At 36.1% G+C, this 17,444-nt stretch carries 16 protein-coding genes; 6 read left to right on the forward strand and 10 right to left on the reverse strand.

The genetic code is table 11. The features are described from left to right. Positions 1–100 precede the first annotated feature (100 nt). Positions 101–1,003: a TetR/AcrR family transcriptional regulator gene (locus ACQKNC_RS19585; protein WP_427426420.1), complete on the forward strand. Its 903-nt coding sequence runs from the start codon at positions 101–103 to the stop codon at positions 1,001–1,003. An 83-nt stretch (positions 1,004–1,086) separates the two neighbouring features. Here ACQKNC_RS19585 and cydS read toward each other — a convergent pair whose 3' ends face one another. The 7 genes from cydS to ACQKNC_RS19620 all read right to left on the reverse strand — a co-directional run bounded on the left by cydS (position 1,087) and on the right by ACQKNC_RS19620 (position 8,585). Next, positions 1,087–1,188, reverse strand: a complete 102-nt coding sequence (gene cydS, locus ACQKNC_RS19590; RefSeq protein ID WP_427426421.1) for a cytochrome bd oxidase small subunit CydS — start codon at positions 1,186–1,188, stop codon at positions 1,087–1,089. Between the two features lie 12 nt (positions 1,189–1,200). Further along, a complete protein-coding gene (locus ACQKNC_RS19595; RefSeq protein ID WP_427426422.1) occupies positions 1,201–2,229 on the reverse strand; it encodes a cytochrome d ubiquinol oxidase subunit II in 1,029 nt (342 codons plus the stop codon). Continuing rightward, the gene (locus tag ACQKNC_RS19600) at positions 2,226–3,569 is read right to left on the reverse strand and encodes a cytochrome ubiquinol oxidase subunit I (RefSeq protein ID WP_427426423.1); all 1,344 of its coding nucleotides are present in this window, start codon (positions 3,567–3,569) and stop codon (positions 2,226–2,228) included. Before ACQKNC_RS19600 ends, ACQKNC_RS19595 begins: the two co-directional genes overlap by 4 nt. Before the next feature lie 665 nt (positions 3,570–4,234). Continuing rightward, positions 4,235–4,867, reverse strand: coding sequence for a response regulator (locus tag ACQKNC_RS19605; protein WP_427426424.1), 633 nt, complete (start codon positions 4,865–4,867; stop codon positions 4,235–4,237). Beyond that, on the reverse strand, positions 4,864–5,901 hold the full coding sequence (locus tag ACQKNC_RS19610; RefSeq protein ID WP_427426425.1) for a PAS domain-containing sensor histidine kinase: 1,038 nt from the start codon (positions 5,899–5,901) through the stop codon (positions 4,864–4,866). Before ACQKNC_RS19610 ends, ACQKNC_RS19605 begins: the two co-directional genes overlap by 4 nt. Before the next feature lie 342 nt (positions 5,902–6,243). Continuing rightward, positions 6,244–7,890 carry a sensor histidine kinase gene (locus tag ACQKNC_RS19615; protein WP_427426426.1) on the reverse strand — a complete coding sequence of 549 codons (1,647 nt, stop codon included), beginning with the start codon at positions 7,888–7,890 and terminating at the stop codon, positions 6,244–6,246. Then, the gene (locus ACQKNC_RS19620) at positions 7,887–8,585 is read right to left on the reverse strand and encodes a response regulator transcription factor (RefSeq protein ID WP_427426427.1); all 699 of its coding nucleotides are present in this window, start codon (positions 8,583–8,585) and stop codon (positions 7,887–7,889) included. Before ACQKNC_RS19620 ends, ACQKNC_RS19615 begins: the two co-directional genes overlap by 4 nt. A 103-nt stretch (positions 8,586–8,688) precedes the next feature. Between ACQKNC_RS19620 and ACQKNC_RS19625 the strand changes: the two genes are divergently transcribed. From ACQKNC_RS19625 to ACQKNC_RS19635, 3 genes are all read left to right on the forward strand, one after another. Continuing rightward, the gene (locus ACQKNC_RS19625; protein ID WP_427426428.1) at positions 8,689–9,855 is read left to right on the forward strand and encodes a DUF418 domain-containing protein; all 1,167 of its coding nucleotides are present in this window, start codon (positions 8,689–8,691) and stop codon (positions 9,853–9,855) included. A 290-nt stretch (positions 9,856–10,145) separates the two neighbouring features. Continuing rightward, complete coding sequence (locus tag ACQKNC_RS19630) at positions 10,146–10,700, forward strand: SLOG family protein (protein ID WP_427426429.1); 555 nt, start codon at positions 10,146–10,148, stop codon at positions 10,698–10,700. A 297-nt stretch (positions 10,701–10,997) separates the two neighbouring features. After that, positions 10,998–11,312 (forward strand): hypothetical protein, encoded by a 315-nt coding sequence (locus tag ACQKNC_RS19635; RefSeq protein WP_427426430.1) that lies wholly within the window; start codon positions 10,998–11,000, stop codon positions 11,310–11,312. Between the two features lie 104 nt (positions 11,313–11,416). Here ACQKNC_RS19635 and ACQKNC_RS19640 read toward each other — a convergent pair whose 3' ends face one another. From ACQKNC_RS19640 to ACQKNC_RS19650, 3 genes are all read right to left on the reverse strand, one after another. Further along, the gene (locus ACQKNC_RS19640) at positions 11,417–12,745 is read right to left on the reverse strand and encodes an L-cystine transporter (protein WP_427426449.1); all 1,329 of its coding nucleotides are present in this window, start codon (positions 12,743–12,745) and stop codon (positions 11,417–11,419) included. 315 nt (positions 12,746–13,060) lie between these two features. Next, positions 13,061–14,017, reverse strand: a complete 957-nt coding sequence (locus ACQKNC_RS19645) for a GGDEF domain-containing protein (protein ID WP_427426431.1) — start codon at positions 14,015–14,017, stop codon at positions 13,061–13,063. Then, entirely contained in the window at positions 13,977–14,876 is a 900-nt protein-coding gene (locus ACQKNC_RS19650) for an EAL domain-containing protein (protein ID WP_427426432.1), read from the reverse strand. The genes ACQKNC_RS19645 and ACQKNC_RS19650 overlap by 41 nt, the downstream gene beginning before the upstream one ends. A gap of 383 nt (positions 14,877–15,259) precedes the next feature. On the opposite strand from ACQKNC_RS19650, the gene ACQKNC_RS19655 reads away from it, so the two are divergent. Together ACQKNC_RS19655 and ACQKNC_RS19660 are read left to right on the forward strand one after the other, a co-directional pair. After that, positions 15,260–16,420 (forward strand): PucR family transcriptional regulator, encoded by a 1,161-nt coding sequence (locus ACQKNC_RS19655; RefSeq protein WP_427426433.1) that lies wholly within the window; start codon positions 15,260–15,262, stop codon positions 16,418–16,420. Between the two features lie 102 nt (positions 16,421–16,522). Beyond that, the gene (locus ACQKNC_RS19660; RefSeq protein WP_427426434.1) at positions 16,523–17,404 is read left to right on the forward strand and encodes a DMT family transporter; all 882 of its coding nucleotides are present in this window, start codon (positions 16,523–16,525) and stop codon (positions 17,402–17,404) included. The last annotated feature ends 40 nt before the right edge of the window (positions 17,405–17,444 follow it).

The following is a 17,444-nucleotide window of genomic DNA, read 5'->3' on the forward strand; positions in this document are numbered from 1 at the left end:
CTACTTTTTTCAAGAAAAAAGAATATTCCCTCCATAAACATTGATATATAGGCGTTTTCGTATTAGAATGATAGTATAATAACTTTAAAAAGGTGAGGTTATGAACAAAAGAAAAAGACAAATAATTACTGCTGCTCGTGAGCTTTTTATCGAAAAAGGATTCGTGGAAACATCAATTAACGATATTATTAGTGCAGCAAAAATTTCAAAAGGTACATTTTATAATCATTTCGCTGCCAAAAACGAATGTTTAATCGCCATTCTAGATGAAGGGCGTGAAGAGGCAAGCAATCGTCGACATGAGCTTCTTTACGGAAAAGACCCGACTGACTTAGAAGTGTTAACACAGCAAGTTGCCGTGCTCATGTATGTCAATCGGGAGCACAATCTAATTCAAATTTTTGAATCGATTACCTCTTCTCGTGACAAAGAACTTAAAAAGATTATTTTGAACTATTACTTACAGGAGCTAGAATGGCTTGCTAATCGTTTTGTACAAGTTTTCGGTGAAGAAATTAGTACTCTGAGCTATGAATGCGCTATACAGGCTCTCGGAATGATTAACCTTTCATTACGAGCAGTTTTAATTTCGGATTTCCAATTTATTAGTCGCGAAGCAATTGTCCGTGTAGCATTGCGCAATATTAAAGCAATCATTCCTGTAATGTTAGAATCCAAAGAAGTCATTATAAACGTTGAAATGATTAACGCTATTCAAAATGTGGTGAACTATCAATCGATTAACAAGGAAATGATTGTTGAACAATTGCATGGATTTATGAAGGAATTGTCTAAGGATGAAACAGTTGAGGGCTTAGAATACACTGAATTTTTGCTAGAAGAATTACAACGTGAGAAACCAAAGCTTTTCATTATCGAATCACTACTTACTCCTTTCAGAAAAGCATTTGTCGGGACGGGACATGCTGCTGAAGCACGCGACATCGCCAATAATTTATGGCGCTACGTGAAAATTGAGCATCCATCAGAGAGATGTATATAGTAAAACACTTAAAGGAGCTATCTAGAAAGTCAAGCACTCATGTCTTGCTAGATAGCCCCTCAATTAATATGGAATTTACCTATTTATTGCTTCATTTGACGATCTTTCGGCCCTATCCAAAAGCCAATCACAATACTGGCAGCCACTACAAGAAAAGGTGCATACAAAATAATAAATTGATTCATTATAGTTCCTCCCTATACATGATGATTACGTTTACCACAAGCATAGTCACGATCAAACACAAACCATTTCATTACTAAATATAGTGAAGGTATGAGTAGAACTAGCCCTCCAATAAACGCTATCACTAAGGCAACAGCCATTGTTTCGTTTGTAAAGCTGTCATAGACTGATAGATACGGATACAGCAAATAAGGATAATGTGAAATACCATAACCGAAAAATGCAAATCCGAATTGTGCAACCATTAAAAATACTGCTATTCCATATTTTTTCTTTTTAAATAAAAGAATTAGTGTTATAAAAAATAGAACACCTGATATCGCGAAAAGCCACCACAGATTTAACATATTTTCATAATGCTCAGGCACATGTCCCTTTAACGCCACCATAACCCCTACTACACTTATTACGAGCGGTAACGACCAACCGAGTGCATATTTTCTCATTAAATTAGAAGCATGTTCATCTTGCGCTCTTTCCCCATACCAAGTTAAGAAAACAGCTGAAATATACAAAACCGCCACTATACTTAATAGCACAATAGACCAAGTTAACGGACTTGTGAAAAGTTTAGCAATTTGTAAGTGTGGCACTTCATTGACAATTTTCACAAACCCTCCCTCAGATATCGTTAATACAATAGAAAGGGATGCTGGTATGAATAAACCAGTAATTCCATACATCAATGTATAACCAATGTGTATCCCCTTCGAACTGTAAGATTCAAATGCATAATAACTACCTCTAATTGCAATTAATATTAATGAGATACTAACCGGCACTAGCAAAATTGTGCCATAATAATAAGCCGACTGAGGAAAGAAACCCACTATTCCTACAAAGAAAAATACAAGGAAGACGTTTGTAATTTCCCACACCGGAGATAAATAGCGCTTAATGACATTTGCCAATATACGGTCTTTACCAACCATGACACTATAAGCATTAAAGAAACCTGCTCCAAAGTCTATGGATGCAACAACGACATAGCCGAAAAGAAATAACCATAGTACTGAAATTCCTAAGATTTCTAAGTTCATTGTTCTTCACACCCTTCCACTTGTTTATGTTCTTCAATTTCACGTTCAATTGGGTTGTTACGGAACATACGAATAAGTGCTACGACACTCCCTATTGCTAATACAATGTAAAGGCCTGCAAATAGTATTAGCATAATATCGACTTGACCACTTGTTGTGGCTCCTTCCTCCGTTTTCATATAACCACGAAGTATCCAAGGCTGACGCCCTACTTCCGCAAACCACCAGCCTACCTCAACAGCAATAAGCGATAGTGGACCACCTGCCACCACTATTCTCTTAAAGCTTTTTGAAGAAATAAACTTCCATCCTCGCCACTTACCTAGTACATAAATAGCTGCAACGACAATTAATAAAGTCCCAATAACTACCATGATGTCAAACAAATAATGGATATAAAGCGGTGGCTGTTCATCCTTAGGAAATTGATCTAAACCTTTTACTTCTGCAAAAGGATTATTATGCGCCAATACACTCAGTGCGTACGGTACTTTAATGGCATATTTTACTTCTTCTCCATCTAATACGCCAAATAGTACAAGCGAAGCATCCTCTTTAGTTTCAAAATGCCATTCAGCAGCAGCTAATTTTTCAGGTTGATATTCAGCTAAATACTTCCCTGAAAAGTCACCTACGATCAGTGCCGCTAGCGAAAATACTAATCCAAGTTTCAATAATAGATGTAACGATTTTTTATGATACACATGCTTCGATCCTCGCAGCATACGATAAGCTGCGATAGAAGCTAATAAAAACGCTGCCGTCATATAAGATGTCACTAATACATGTGCTACCTTCGTTGGCATCGCAGGATTTAACATAGCAAGTACAGGCTGAATATTCACAAGCTCCCCATCTACAAGATCAAAGCCCTGTGGTGCGTTCATAAATGCATTCACAATCGTAATAAAAACAGCCGACATAGAAGCACCAATCGCTACTGGAACCAATAATAATAGATGTCGCTTTGGATTTTTGAATCGATCCCATGTGTATAAATAAAGCCCTAAGAAAATTGCTTCAACAAAGAACGCGAACGTTTCCATAAACAACGGCAACGCTATTACTTGACCAGCCAACTCCATAAAATTTGGCCATAGTAGTGATAGCTGCAATCCAATAGCAGTACCAGTCACAACACCAATCGCTACAGTAATTACAAACCCTCTTGCCCATCTTCTTGCGAGTAGTAAATAGTGTTCGTCATTATTTTTTAATCCAACCCATTGAGCAATCATTATCATTAAAGGTATGCCAACACCAATAGTTGCGTAAATAATATGGAATGACAATGTTAACTCTGTTAAGGCTCTACTCCACATTACAGCTGAATCATTCATTTAATTTCATCTCCTAGGTACCAAAAATTCTTCCAATTAGTGAAAGAAACATTATCCCAGCTACTAAAAAACTCATAATTATTAGCTTTTTCTCTTGTGATTTATAGGCAACAACTTTTTGTTTTTTAATCATCATCAATCAACCCCAATTTTAATCGTTGTCGCTAAAACAAAATTTTTGCTTTCATTTTTTATTGCCCAAGTGGAGCCGCCAGACTTTACGGTAATGAAAATGCCGCTAGGCCAAAAGGTGGCGGTATATATAGTGGCATTAAGTATTTAATGATTGAACCGCGTGTTCCCAATGTACTGGACATAAAAGATCCAACGCATCCAATCAGGAATCTCGCAATTAAAAATGTTATATCCACTGTGCTTGCATCTCCTTTTATTCATGTGCTTTCAGTATAATCTCGCTGCTTTTTCAGACATATAGGGGTTTTCCACTATTAGCTTTCCTCACTGTGACAATATTGCAAATTACTTTGAATAAGAAGAACAAATATGCTAAATCGCTACATCTGGCGCGAGGAATCGAAGCGACCTCGAAGTACAAAAACATTTGTTAATGACAAAAAAAAGACCACTCATTGTTTGAGTGATCCTGTAACCGTTCTAACGTCCTTTCGGGATATTATTTTTTACATTTAAGAAAGCTCCAGCTTCTACATATAGTTATTTGCAAGTCCATACTGGATAAGCTCAGCTTTATTACTTAAATCAAGCTTTTGCATAATATTTGATTTATGATTTTCAACCGTTTTACTACTGATATATAGCTGCTCAGCAATTTGGACATTCGTATACCCTAGAACCGTTAACCTCATTATTTCCTGCTCACGCACAGTTAAAATGCATTTATCTTCATGCCCTTTATGTTCAAACAATTTATTAATCTGTTCCTGTGGAATACCAACGTTATAATATATACGACCACTAGATACAGCATGGATAGCCTCATAGAGGACCCCACCTTGACTATTTTTCAAAATATAACCATTGGCTTCAACAGCAATCGCTTTTTGAATATAAGCAACTTCATTGTGCATTGTTAACATAATAATTTTAACGTTTGGCATTTGCTTATGAATTTCTTGAGTAGCTGTAAATCCATCTAACCCATTCGGAATGGATACATCCATCAAAATGACATCTGGTTCTAATGATAATGCCTGAGTTATCGCCTCTGCTCCATCACCTGCTTCACCTACGACGTCTACATCTTTATAATTTCCCAATAAAAGAACAAGTCCTTTACGGATTAGCACATGATCATCTACCACTAATACACGAATCATCTATAGTCATCCTTCCAATTAGGTACTTGAATACTAATTTTTGTACCTTTATTGTAAGCAGAAGTAATATTAAAAGATCCGCCTAACAAAGTTATTCGTTCCTCCATATGCTTTAAGCCAAGTCCTTCTTTCTTCACGTGCTGTAGATCAAATCCTACGCCATTATCTTCTATATAGAGTGCTAAATTTGATACTTTCTTTTCGAGCCGAATAACCACCTTAGAAGCCTTTGCATATTTAGCAATATTGTGTAAAGCCTCCTGTACAACACGATAAATATTGATTTCTACAGAAGGATGACAACGTTCTTCAAAATCTGTTTCTAATACTATAGAAATACTGGGATGAACCTTCTGCACTGAATCTACAAGTGTGCCTAATGTAGGTGAAATCCCTAACTGGTCAATACTTTGAGGACGGAGCTGATAGGCGTACAATTTAATATCATTCATTACTTGCCCTAGCTCATTGCGTACTTCTTCAATATACGTATTTAGCTTTTCATTATCTTTGACATAAGATTCTATCGCTTGCAATGCAACAGCTATTGTATACAATGATTGGCCAACGCCATCATGTAATTCCTGCGCAAGCCTTTTGTGTTCTTCCTCTTTCGCCTCAATCAGCTGTTTAATAATAAGTTTTGAAATCCGAGCCTCTTCTTCTTTTAACTGTAGGGTTTGATCGCGCAGTACAAGAAGAAACTCTTGCTCGTTTGTTTTACTGTCTGTATACATCAGCGCTGTGCTAATTTCAACATCTATTTTACAACCATGATACGTAAGCATTTTCGATAAAAAATAGGGAACCTCATTATGTTCTATTAAATAACATGTATGTTCTGTTGGAGACTTTTGGCGATTTTCGCAAAATGAACAATAGGGTACTCGATCTCCTAATTTCCACCCCGTTAACCGCATCGCTGAAGGATTCATCATTAAAATTTCACGATTGTGATTCATAATGATGATTCCGTCTTGAATATATTGAAATATTTGCTGTAAATATTTATTTTTTAGCTGTTCTTTCTCCAACCTAAACACACTCCTGACTTAAAATGAAGGCACACTGAAAAATATATTTCTTAAATTTCTTTGCAGTTACCTTCCTTTAAGTTTACTTGTTACCAATAAATACTTTGCCCTAAATTTTTTCTTCTATCAAGCTATAACTCTTCACTCCATGCCCCTCTTTCCAAATGATGAGAACACTCATACTTTTTGGATCATCACCATAACATGTGGTTGATTTATTTCCGTTCCGACTGGGCGTTTTCCCGAAGCATCCAATGAACCCCCAGCCTCTAATCCAATTAATATATGGCATACGTTTTAACAAATATCATCCCTAACTTTTGGTGATGAGCCAAAAAACTACTATTTACAGTTAAATTTCAATACAAAAACTGTACCTTCCGCTCCTGATTGGACACTAATGGTACCATCGTGTAAATCAATTAACTGCTTAGTAATTGCCAATCCTAGACCTGTACCCGTTGTATCGTCCGTTGTATTAGTACCGCGATAATATCGCTCAAAAAGGTTATCGAGCTCCTCCTGAGGAATTCCCGGACCTTGGTCGGCAATCGTCAGCATAATTTCCTTACCTAGATTTTGCGCTTCTACGTTTACCTTTGTACCAACAGGTGTATATTTTTTAGCATTGGTTATTAGATTATCTAAAATGCGCTTTAATAAAAGCTCGTCCGCTTCGAGCATGATATCTCCATAAACTTTTACAGACACTTGCTCATCTGCAAATTGTGGCAACCATACGTTGAGTGGTAACAACACTTTTTCTAGCTGTATCGCTTTATTTTTTATTTGATACGTATATGTTAGGTCTTGTATAAGAGCATCCATATACGTTGCCTTCTCCTGCATCGTTGTTGCAAAAACTCGCATTTCTTCCTTTGTCCACTCATAGTCTTCAGAAGCTAGCATTGTTGAATAACCATAAATAGAGCTTAACGGCGTCTTTAAATCATGGGATAATCCTGTTATCCATTCCTCACGTAATTGCTCTACTTGCTTAATCTGCCTTTCATTGGAGGAAAGGCGTTCTGATAAATTATTAATCGATTCATCAACTGGCTGAAATAATTTAAATTTCCTCTTTAACTCCCCTGTCTTCCGATGATGGATTTTTCTATCTTTCACCTTACTGTAGTCAAACTGCGTTAGTCGCTCGATACGAGATATTACATAAACAAGCGGACGAACAAATTGACGGGAAACGCTAATTGATAAAAAGATGACCCCTATTAACAAGAAGATATGTCCACCAAAGAAGATGGAAACAAATAAAACCATTGCTTTATTAAAAGGTTCCTCAAATGGCTTATATGATGGATTAGGCATACGCACAACTAATGTCGAGCCATCCTCTAAAGCAGCATTTTGCGTAAACTCTTTATGCTCAAAAATATCGTATTTCTCTTCTAGCAATTGAGGTTTATGTAGCTTTTTATAGCGCTCACCGATGACTTCTACACGATCCCACTGCTCATTATAAATTTCAACAGAGGCCTTCTTATCCTGTAAACGCTGGAGCAATTCTGAGGGAATCTGTCCTTTTTCCTTCCAATCCTGAAATGCTTCCTCAAATAGTGGTTGAACAGGTGAAGTTGGGAGGAATAACAAATAATAGTTAGGAATTTCCCATGTGTGCATTCCTGGACGCTTCAGAGCCATTATTTCGTTATCTGTCATTCCACATAATTCACATGTATCTCCCGTGTAATCAACAATATTCATCGATTGATTGAGCAAATATAATTGTCCTACGTTTTCCTTGGCACGCTTCACTAAATAATCAGCAATCTTTATAGAATCTCCACTTTCTACGACAGCATCATCTTTTATTTCAGAGGAAGTCATTATATGGATATTGTCTCCGACATGACCATTGATAAAGATTGCAAAAAACACCAAACTAATAATAAAGCCAGAAATAATTAGTAAATAAAAAATGATGAAATAAGACACAAAACGAAGCGATAATTTTCCAGCCGGTTTCATCATTGAACATCTCCAACAAGCTTATAACCAATACCCCTCACAGTAATAATGCACGTTGGTTTACCTGGATTCTTTTCTATTTTTTCTCGCAGTTTTCGAATGTGTACCATCACTGTATTATCATCAAACAAACAGTCACCCCATACACGCTCATAAATTTGCTCCTTCGATAATACTTGCCCTGCATTTTCACATAAATATTTCAATAAATAAAATAATCTACCACTAATAATTTCCTTTGTATCATTAACAATTATCTCTGCTGCATCGACATCAAATGTAAAGCGACTACATATAAATAAATGACTTTCTGGCACATCCTTTTTCTTTATATATCTTGCAAGCTGTACTTTCACCCTCGCAACAAGCTCAAGAGGATTAAATGGCTTTGTAATATAATCGTCTGCACCGTTCATAAAACCACGAAGCTTATCTGCATCACTACCTTTAGCAGTTAAATAGAATATAGGTGCTTCACTTTGCTCTCGAATCATATTTGCCATATCAAGTCCACTACCATCCGGGAGCATAATATCTAATAGATAAAAGTCAAAAATCTTCGTTTCAATTTTCTTTTTTGCTTCTTGAACAGTGCCACAGAGTGTAATGTTCAAAAATCCTTCTTTTCTTAAGATAATTTCAATCATTTCTGCAATTGCACGTTCGTCCTCTAACACTAAAATTGATGCGTCTTGCATGCTATCACCTTCTTTTAAGATTACTTTAAGGTAGTCATCATTTCACCATAAGCTTTGCCAACTACACTATGTATAAGATAACCAATTAAGGAGATAAAACGCAATGACAACTAACCGTGTTACCTTCATAGATACAATGCGTGGGTTTAGCTTATTCGGCATATTAATGGCAAATCTGTTAATTTTCCAGTTTGGCATGTACGGCAAAGATGAACTAAAAGATCTTTCTGCCCTAGATAATGGAGCTTTGTATTTTGTAAAAATCTTTATAGAAGGATCATTTATGCCAATCTTCACCATTTTATTTGGCTTCTCACTTATTAAACTTATAGAGTCTATTCGTAGAAAAAAGGAAAAGAGTCGATGGTCCATTTTACGCCGTGCAACAGGGCTAATAGCATTAGGATGGCTCCATTCATTTTTATGGGATGGCGATATTTTATTTTCCTACGGTTTTATGACTTTATTTTTAATCCCATTTATTAATCGCAAACCAAAAACAGTATTTATTTGGGCAGGCATTTTATTTTTACTGACAACGGCTCTATCATTCGGTCCTACAATGGTATCTGAAAAAGAACAAAAAGAGTTAGCAACATATATTGAGAAGGCTGACAATGTGTATGCGAATGGAAGTTATTTAGAAATACAGAATTTCCGTTCAACTGTCATACCTCCTGGAATGGACGATCCTGCTATCATACTTATTATTCTTATTTTGGGACCTATCATGTATGCACCATTATTCCTTTTTGGTATGGGTCTCGCTAAAAAGCAAGCGTTTGTAAATATGGAAAGTGAAAAGAAATGGTATTTGATAGGATCAATACTCGTTCCTATAGGCCTTGCTTGTAAAAGTCTTAGTTTTATAGATAGCTATTTTTCCGGAATGTTGATGATGGGTGGGTCACAGCTACTTTCAATTGGCTATGTCTGCCTTGCAGCTTTAATATATAAAACTCGCCCAGTACAAATGCTAGCTCCTGCTTTTGAGAGTGTCGGTAAACTTTCATTAACCAATTATCTAATGCAAACCATTATTTGTACAACAGTATTTTATGGATATGGTCTAGGCTTATACGGCAAGCTAGGCGTATTTGGCGGTATTATATTTGGATTAGTCGTGTACAGCTTACAATGTGTTTTCAGCCTTGCCTATTTCAAGAAATTTAAACGCGGACCATTCGAATCAGTACTGCGCGTATGGACGAATTGGTCTTGGAATGGACAGATTAAAACCAAACTGAAAGGAAGTATTTTACATGAATAGTGACTCCAAAGAGGACTTTACAGATACATGGTGGTTCTTAGGAATCTGTACTGCTGTAGCCATAGTTTTAACACTATTTGCGTTTTAATAAATTGAAACTTTACTCAGTGATGCTTTCTTCAACCCTATTATCAGTCTTCATCAATCGGGCTTTTACGGACTGTTAATAGATAAACTAACAATCAACTTTCCTTGGAAACAACTATACAACAGCATCTTGGGATTCGTTTTCATTCGCCCCCTACTGTATACTATGACTACACATACTATACAGCTTAGGGGGCGTTTTTTTGCTGCAACGAATTATCATTACTGGCTATAGACCACATGAATTAGGCATTTTTAATGACAAGCACCCTGGCATTGCCATCATAAAAAAAGCACTCGAAAATCGTCTGCGTATATTGATCGATGAAGGTTTAGAATGGGTGATTATTAGTGGTCAGCAAGGTGTTGAAACATGGGGTGCTGAGGTTGTTCTTGCGTTAAAAAAAGAATTTCCTCATTTAAAATATTCAGTTATCACTCCTTTTTTAGAGCAGGAGAAAAATTGGCAGGAACATAAAAAAGAAAAATATCAAGCATTAGTAGCTCAAGCAGATTTTGTAACGAGTGTAACGAAAAAGCCATACGAGGCTCCGTGGCAATTTATCGAAAAAGACAAATTCATTATACAAAATACAGATGGTCTGCTACTAATTTATGATGAAGAAAATGAAGGTTCCCCGAAGTATATGAAACGTCTAGCAGAAAAATATATGGAAACACACGAATATACACTTTTAATGATCAACGCTTATGATTTACAAGTAGTAGCAGAAGAAATACAGCAACAAGATTGGTAGGAAAAATATTGCTATAATTTTCTGATAATTATATACTTGAACTATATTAGTCATAGCCTTATGGATCATCACAATAGCGTGTGGTTGATCTCCGTTCCGACCGGGCGCTTTGTTGCTGCCGCTACGTTAGCACTACGCTTTCGCACAGAGCAAAGCTTCCTGGGGGCGTCCGATGAGCCGCTTATCCCCAAGGAGTCGCCCAGTCTCCACTCCAATCAACTTATATAAAAATGGTATTTCTTTTTCACATCTACTTTTCTACCTTTAGTGCTAATTTCTAAAAAGGAGTTGCTACATTTGAGTAAAAAAATCGAAGTGGTTCTTGAGTCGTCGCCGGTGAATGTTTCTCATGATACGTACCGCAGAGAGTGCAGATATACACGAGGGATTCATATTGAAGAACAAGAGTTTAAAGCAATTTTGGATGCAATGTGCCACGATTCACGTCTGTATTTTGATTTCCATAATCCACGTAAGGAGATTAAAAAAGGAACATATTTAAATGGACATTCTGGGTTAGCGCGTAATATTTATAATTACTATAAAACAAATCACAATATTGAACTGACCGAGCTTATAAACGGTAAAGATTTTTATGTAAAAATTATATAAAGTGATAAATTGATTTCATAAAATGGGTTGTTTCTTACATAACAACTCACTTTTTATATTCAATGAAAAAGAGCTACCCTCAAACGAGAGTAGCTCTTTCTATTTTAAAGGTCCGATACTTGAGCACCTAATTCTTTATTATTGTACACTTCAGTGTCCAATTCTTTTGTAATACGTGCTGTTGTCACACCTGCAGTCATTGAACCACTTACATTAAGAGCTGTACGACCCATGTCAATTAATGGCTCAACAGAGATTAATACACCCGCAAGTGCAATCGGTAAATTAAGTGCTGATAATACAAGAATTGCTGCAAATGTCGCACCGCCACCGACACCAGCTACACCAAATGAGCTGACTGCTACAACTGCAATAACAGTAATGATAAACACCGGGTCAAGCGGATTAATCCCAACTGTCGGTGCAATCATAATCGCTAGCATTGCAGGATAAACACCAGCACAGCCATTTTGACCAATCGATAAACCAAATGAGCCAGAGAAGTTTGCAATACCCTCAGGTACACCAAGACGACCTGTTTGTGTTTTAATGTTCATTGGCAAAGCACCTGCACTTGAACGTGAAGTGAAGGCAAATAATAATGTTTCCGCAGATTTCTTTAAATACGTAAATGGATTTAAACCACTTAAAGTAAGAATTAATAAGTGTACTATTAACACGATAAATAACGCTACATAAGACGCAATAACAAATTTACCCAGATTATAGATTGCTCCGAAATCCGATGTTGCCACTGTACGTGCCATGATTGCTAAAATACCGTACGGTGTTAAACGTAAGACAATTGTTACAACGCCCATTACTAATGCATAGATGGCATCCAAGCCTTTTTTAATAGTAGCCGCAGTATCCCCATCCTTACGTGCTACACGTAAGTAAGCAAAACCTAAAAATGCTGAGAAAATTACAACAGCAATTGTTGATGTAGAACGAGCACCTGTTAAATCTAAGAATGGGTTTGCTGGGAACAACTCAATAATTTGCGTTGGTAAATCCGGTGCAGTTAAGCCAGAAGTTTTTTCCTCTAAATACGCTCCACGCTCTGCTTCTGCAGCACCATGTATAATATGTGAAGCATCTAAATGAAACACTGTTGCTGAAAAAATACCAACAGCAGCTGATACTGCAGTTGTACCGATTAAAATGGCTAAAATAAGAGCTGCCATTTTTCCAAAGTTTTTACCAACCTTCATTTTCGTAAAGGCTATTAAAATGGAAATAAAAATTAATGGCATCGCAACCATTTGTAGTAATTTAACATAGCCAGTACCAATAATATTGTACCAATTTGATGTTTTAGCTAACACATCAGAATCAATACCATATATTAAATGCAGTCCAAGACCAAGTACTATACCTAGGCCTAAACCAGTAAAAACACGAGTTGAAAACTTAACGTGCTTTTTATTCATAAAATATAAAATTCCAACGAACACGAGTAAAACGGCAACGTTAAGAATAATTTGTAATGTAGACACTAGACAGCCCCCTAAGAAGTTTAATTATAATGTAAATCGAATTATATACCTATAATCCCTATAATTCAAGTATGTTTTATTTAGATTAATAATTTCTTAAAATAAAGCGGCTTACTTCTTTTGATTATGCCCTTAAAATCGAATTTAATAATTCAGCTCATCTCTGTTACCGAAAGCGTCCGTTAGAAAAAAAAGACTGTGGGCAAGCTCAAATTATTACGAGCTTGCCCACAGTCTGACCTACTTCGTTTAATGAACGAGGTAAGTTTCTTTTTCATGGTCATTAATAAGGTAACAGCTTCCCGAAATTCTTTTACATTGTTTTTTCACACGTGTCACCGCATCAGACAATTGATCAACAGATTCAAATTGCTGATATTGATTAGTAATAACCGCAATGGATAGCGTAGTACAAGATAAAAGCTCTAGTTTACCAGCCCTATTTTGAACTTGTAAGTCTGTTAAATCCTCTACATCATAAAAGCTTAAAATACATGCATCAAACTCATCAATAATCCTTTGACAGATTGGCGCAGCCTCATAATGCGGAAGAATTGCCACGAAATCATCTCCACCAATATGCCCTAAAAAATCTTCTGTACAAACTATATTTCTTTTCAAAATATCTGTTAAATACAGTAATATTTTATCCCCTTTATTAAATCCATACGTATCATTGTAAGATTTAAAATGGTCTAAATCGAAATATATTAAACTATATTGTGGTAGCTGTAATGATTCCTCTAGCTTTTCATCAATTAATTTATTGCCAGGAAGACTACTTAATGGATTTAAAAAACTAGCAATAGCTACTTGTGTGTCTACGAGTTTTAACAGTAGCTCTCGAATACTGACTACACCATAATATAAGTCATTTCTTGTTACAATCACATCATCATATAAGTCTTCTGGAGGTCTAGACATTGCTAACGTACTGACCTCTGTTATAGGTATATTACGATCTACCATTAAAGGATTCTCTTTAATAATAAGCTGATTATGCCTTCCCATAAATAAATTATAGCCATAGCGTGTACCAATTTTTTGATAGAAATGTGTACGTGTAATATGCCCAATTGGTTTGTCATCTCGAACAACAACCACACTACGTAATGACAGATTACTTGTAAAAAGTAAATCCACCTCTTTATTTTTCACAAATTCATTAATACAAGGAACCTTTTCTATGACTTCCCCTATCATCATGGTCATCCATCCTTATTTTCCCCAAATGTATTTCCTTTGCGGGTTTCCCTATCGCATAACCTTGCGCATAGTGGATACCAATATTACGTAAATAATGAAGCTCTTCTTGGCGTTCAATACCCTCAGCAATAATTTTCGTCTCAGCCTGCTCTGCGTATCGCATCAGTAATGTAACAAGCTGCTGCTGCTCTCTGTTTTTATCAACAAATTGTATTAAGGAACGGTCTAGTTTAATAAATTCTGGCTTTAAGTAAATTAGAGTTTTCAAGCTATTATAGCCTGAACCCACATCATCCACTGCAATTCGATAACCCTGTGATCGATAATGTGATAATACACGTTCAAACTCTACAAAATCTACCACTGCACTACGTTCAGTTAGCTCAAACACTACCTGCTGTGGTTTTATGCCAAGCTCCTTTAACAAATGCAAGGTTTCACCACTATGGTAGTTCTTATCTAGTAACACATTAGGATGTATATTGACAAATACTAAAAAATCTCTGTTTACCCATTCTCCTTGCAACCGTTCTTTGAAACGCTGTAATGAAAGATTGCGACAAAAGCATTCAAATAAAAATACGCAGTCTGTTTGCCCAACAAATTCATAAAACTGATCAACACTATTAAACAGTTCTGAAGGCTCTGGACGATTCAGTGCCTCAAAACCAACCGTTTGTCTCGTCTGTAAATCGACGATAGGCTGAAAGTAAGTATGTAAATTCTTGTCCTGAATAATTTGCTTCAATGCTTTTAAACGTTTTATATAGAGCGTATTTTTTTGATGCTGTCCATATAAAAACTTTAAATAAGAAAATAAATTACTTGTTTTTATGCTTTGTCTCACAACAGACTCCATTCTCGCACCTCTTAAATCGGTTATTAGGATCTATTGTACGCTTACATTGTAAATGCACTGTGAATTTCATGTAAAAAGAGGTGTCTCTAGCACTAGATTTCCTTATAAAAATAATCTCTTTTGATCAGTTGAGCGAGTGGTATAATTGCAGGTTGTGGAGAAGGTAGTTCGAGTGGAGATTCGTTGTTTTATCAGCGATTTTGACCAGTTTATCAGCGATTCTTGGTGCTTTATCAGCGATTTTGACCAGTTTATCAGCGATTCACCATGCTTTATCGCGATTTCACTTTGTCCTTTCAGCGATACTAATAGTATTTTACTGACAAGTACTTTTATAATAAGTAATAGAAGCTCAATCACAAGAAAGGTTGCTTGATATACCAATGAATGTAGAGAACTTTTTACAACTTCCTATTACGAAGGATTTTACAGTAGTTGCTGGTCGCAATGGTTTACATAAACCCGTTCAAAATGTTGAAATTCTAGACTTTGAATTTTCGCCCGATATTCAAACTGTGCGAGAAACGATTTTCACACCGAATAGTGTTGTTTTAAGCAGTTTATTATTCGCAAAGCAAAAACCAGAATATTTATGGAATGCTGTGAAAAGCCTTATTGAGCTAGGGGCAAGCGCTTTAGCTTATAAACCTGTTATCTTTGAGGATTTGCCAGAGGAAGTGTTAGCCTATGCAGATGAACAAAATTTCTCGATATTGCGATTTGGCGGAGATGAATTTTTTGAGAAGATTATTTTAGAAACGATGGCCTATGCAAAAACACAGGATTATTCATTCTTTTTAGAAACGATCATGCGACGTCTAATGGAGGAAGAAGTAACAGATGAACAAATAAAGTCTATTTTACAGCAAATCAATAAGCCCTTTGAAAAATATGTATTTGTTGCTAATATTCAAACGCAAGATCATGCAAATAGTCAATGGATGCAATCTCTTTTTCAATTAGAGCCTCTATTGAAATCTGGTATGATTTGTAGCTATAAAAAGAGCCTCTTTATTTTAATGACCCATCCATCACAGCAATTTCAATTTGAAAAACTTCTCAATGAATGGTTAACGATGTATGCAATCTCAACTGATTCATTGACCTTTGGCTATAGTCGTTGTCACATAACACAAACAGAATTCCCTATTGCTGTTCGTGAAGCCTTTTATGCACGTATCATGGCTGAAATTGAAACGGCGTCTATATGTCATTATGAGAACCTCGCTTCCGATTGGTTGTTAATTGAATTGCATCGTAAGGACGCTAAATTTGCTATGGACTATGTAAATAGCTATCTTGGTCCCCTACTTGAGGAAAAGGTTGATCCGGATTTAATGAAAACAGCAATCACCTATATCATAAAACAAGGAAATATTAAAGAAGTAGCCGTTGCTCATTACTGCCATCCAAACACAATCCGTTATCGTATGTCAAAAATACGTCAACTAGTAGCTCCTTTAGAAAATGATTATGTATTTTATGAACGACTGGCAGCAGCCATTAAATTGTACTTATTACATAGCAAAATGAATGTCGAATGACAGCTTTGGAATAAGTACAAAAAAACGCCTGAATATTTAGAATTAAAATCAAATTATTTTCTTCCATCACATGTTATTCTATTGAAGTTAGGAGGAAGAATAATGAAACAATACATAGCTGATGGTATGCTGTTAGTCACTGCAATCGTTTGGGGTAGCGGATTTGTATTAACGGCTATCGCATTGGAATATTTAACAGCTTATCAAGTGATGGCAGGTAGATTTTTATTAGCTGCCATTATACTCACAATTTTATTTGGATACAGATTAAAAAAAGCTTCAAAATCAGTTATCTGGAAGGGTATTTTGTTAGGGACCATTTTGTATATTGCCTTCGCCCTTCAGACAGTAGGTTTACAATATACAACACCCTCTAAAAATGCATTTTTAACTGCTGTAAATGTCATTATTGTGCCATTAATCGCGTTTGCAGTTTACAAGCGCCGTATAGATGGCTATGAGATTATCGGTTCTATTATAGCAATTGTTGGAATCGGTTTTTTATCATTACAGGGCTCACTGACAATGAATATCGGAGATGCACTTTCCTTAGCATGTGCCGTCGCCTTTGCCTTTGATATTTTTTGTACCAACCTATTTGTCCAAAAGGAAGATGCCATTGCCCTTACGATTATTCAATTTATCACAGCAGCATTTTTAGGTGTCTTGGTCGTAGTCTGTCAAGGCGATATCCCAACTACTCTTGAAAAAGAAGCAATCTATTCAATCATTTATTTAGCGATTTTTTCAACTACTCTTGCCTATCTTTTTCAAAATGTTGCGAATCAATATACATCTGCTACAAAGGCAGCTATTATCCTGTCGACAGAATCATTCTTCGGCATGGTACTATCCGTTATATTCTTACATGAGGTATTAACGAGTCGTATGGTTGTTGGGGCAGTACTGATTTTACTAGCCATATTAATTGCCGAAGTAAAACCTGCACATCCTAAAAAACGAATGATGAAGAGCTCTCGATAACGAATTTCAAAATAGTTTCAGTCCTACTGAAGCTATTTTT

The sequence above is a fragment of the Lysinibacillus sp. NPDC094177 genome (assembly GCF_050279145.1).
GTDB lineage: Bacteria > Bacillota > Bacilli > Bacillales_A > Planococcaceae > Lysinibacillus.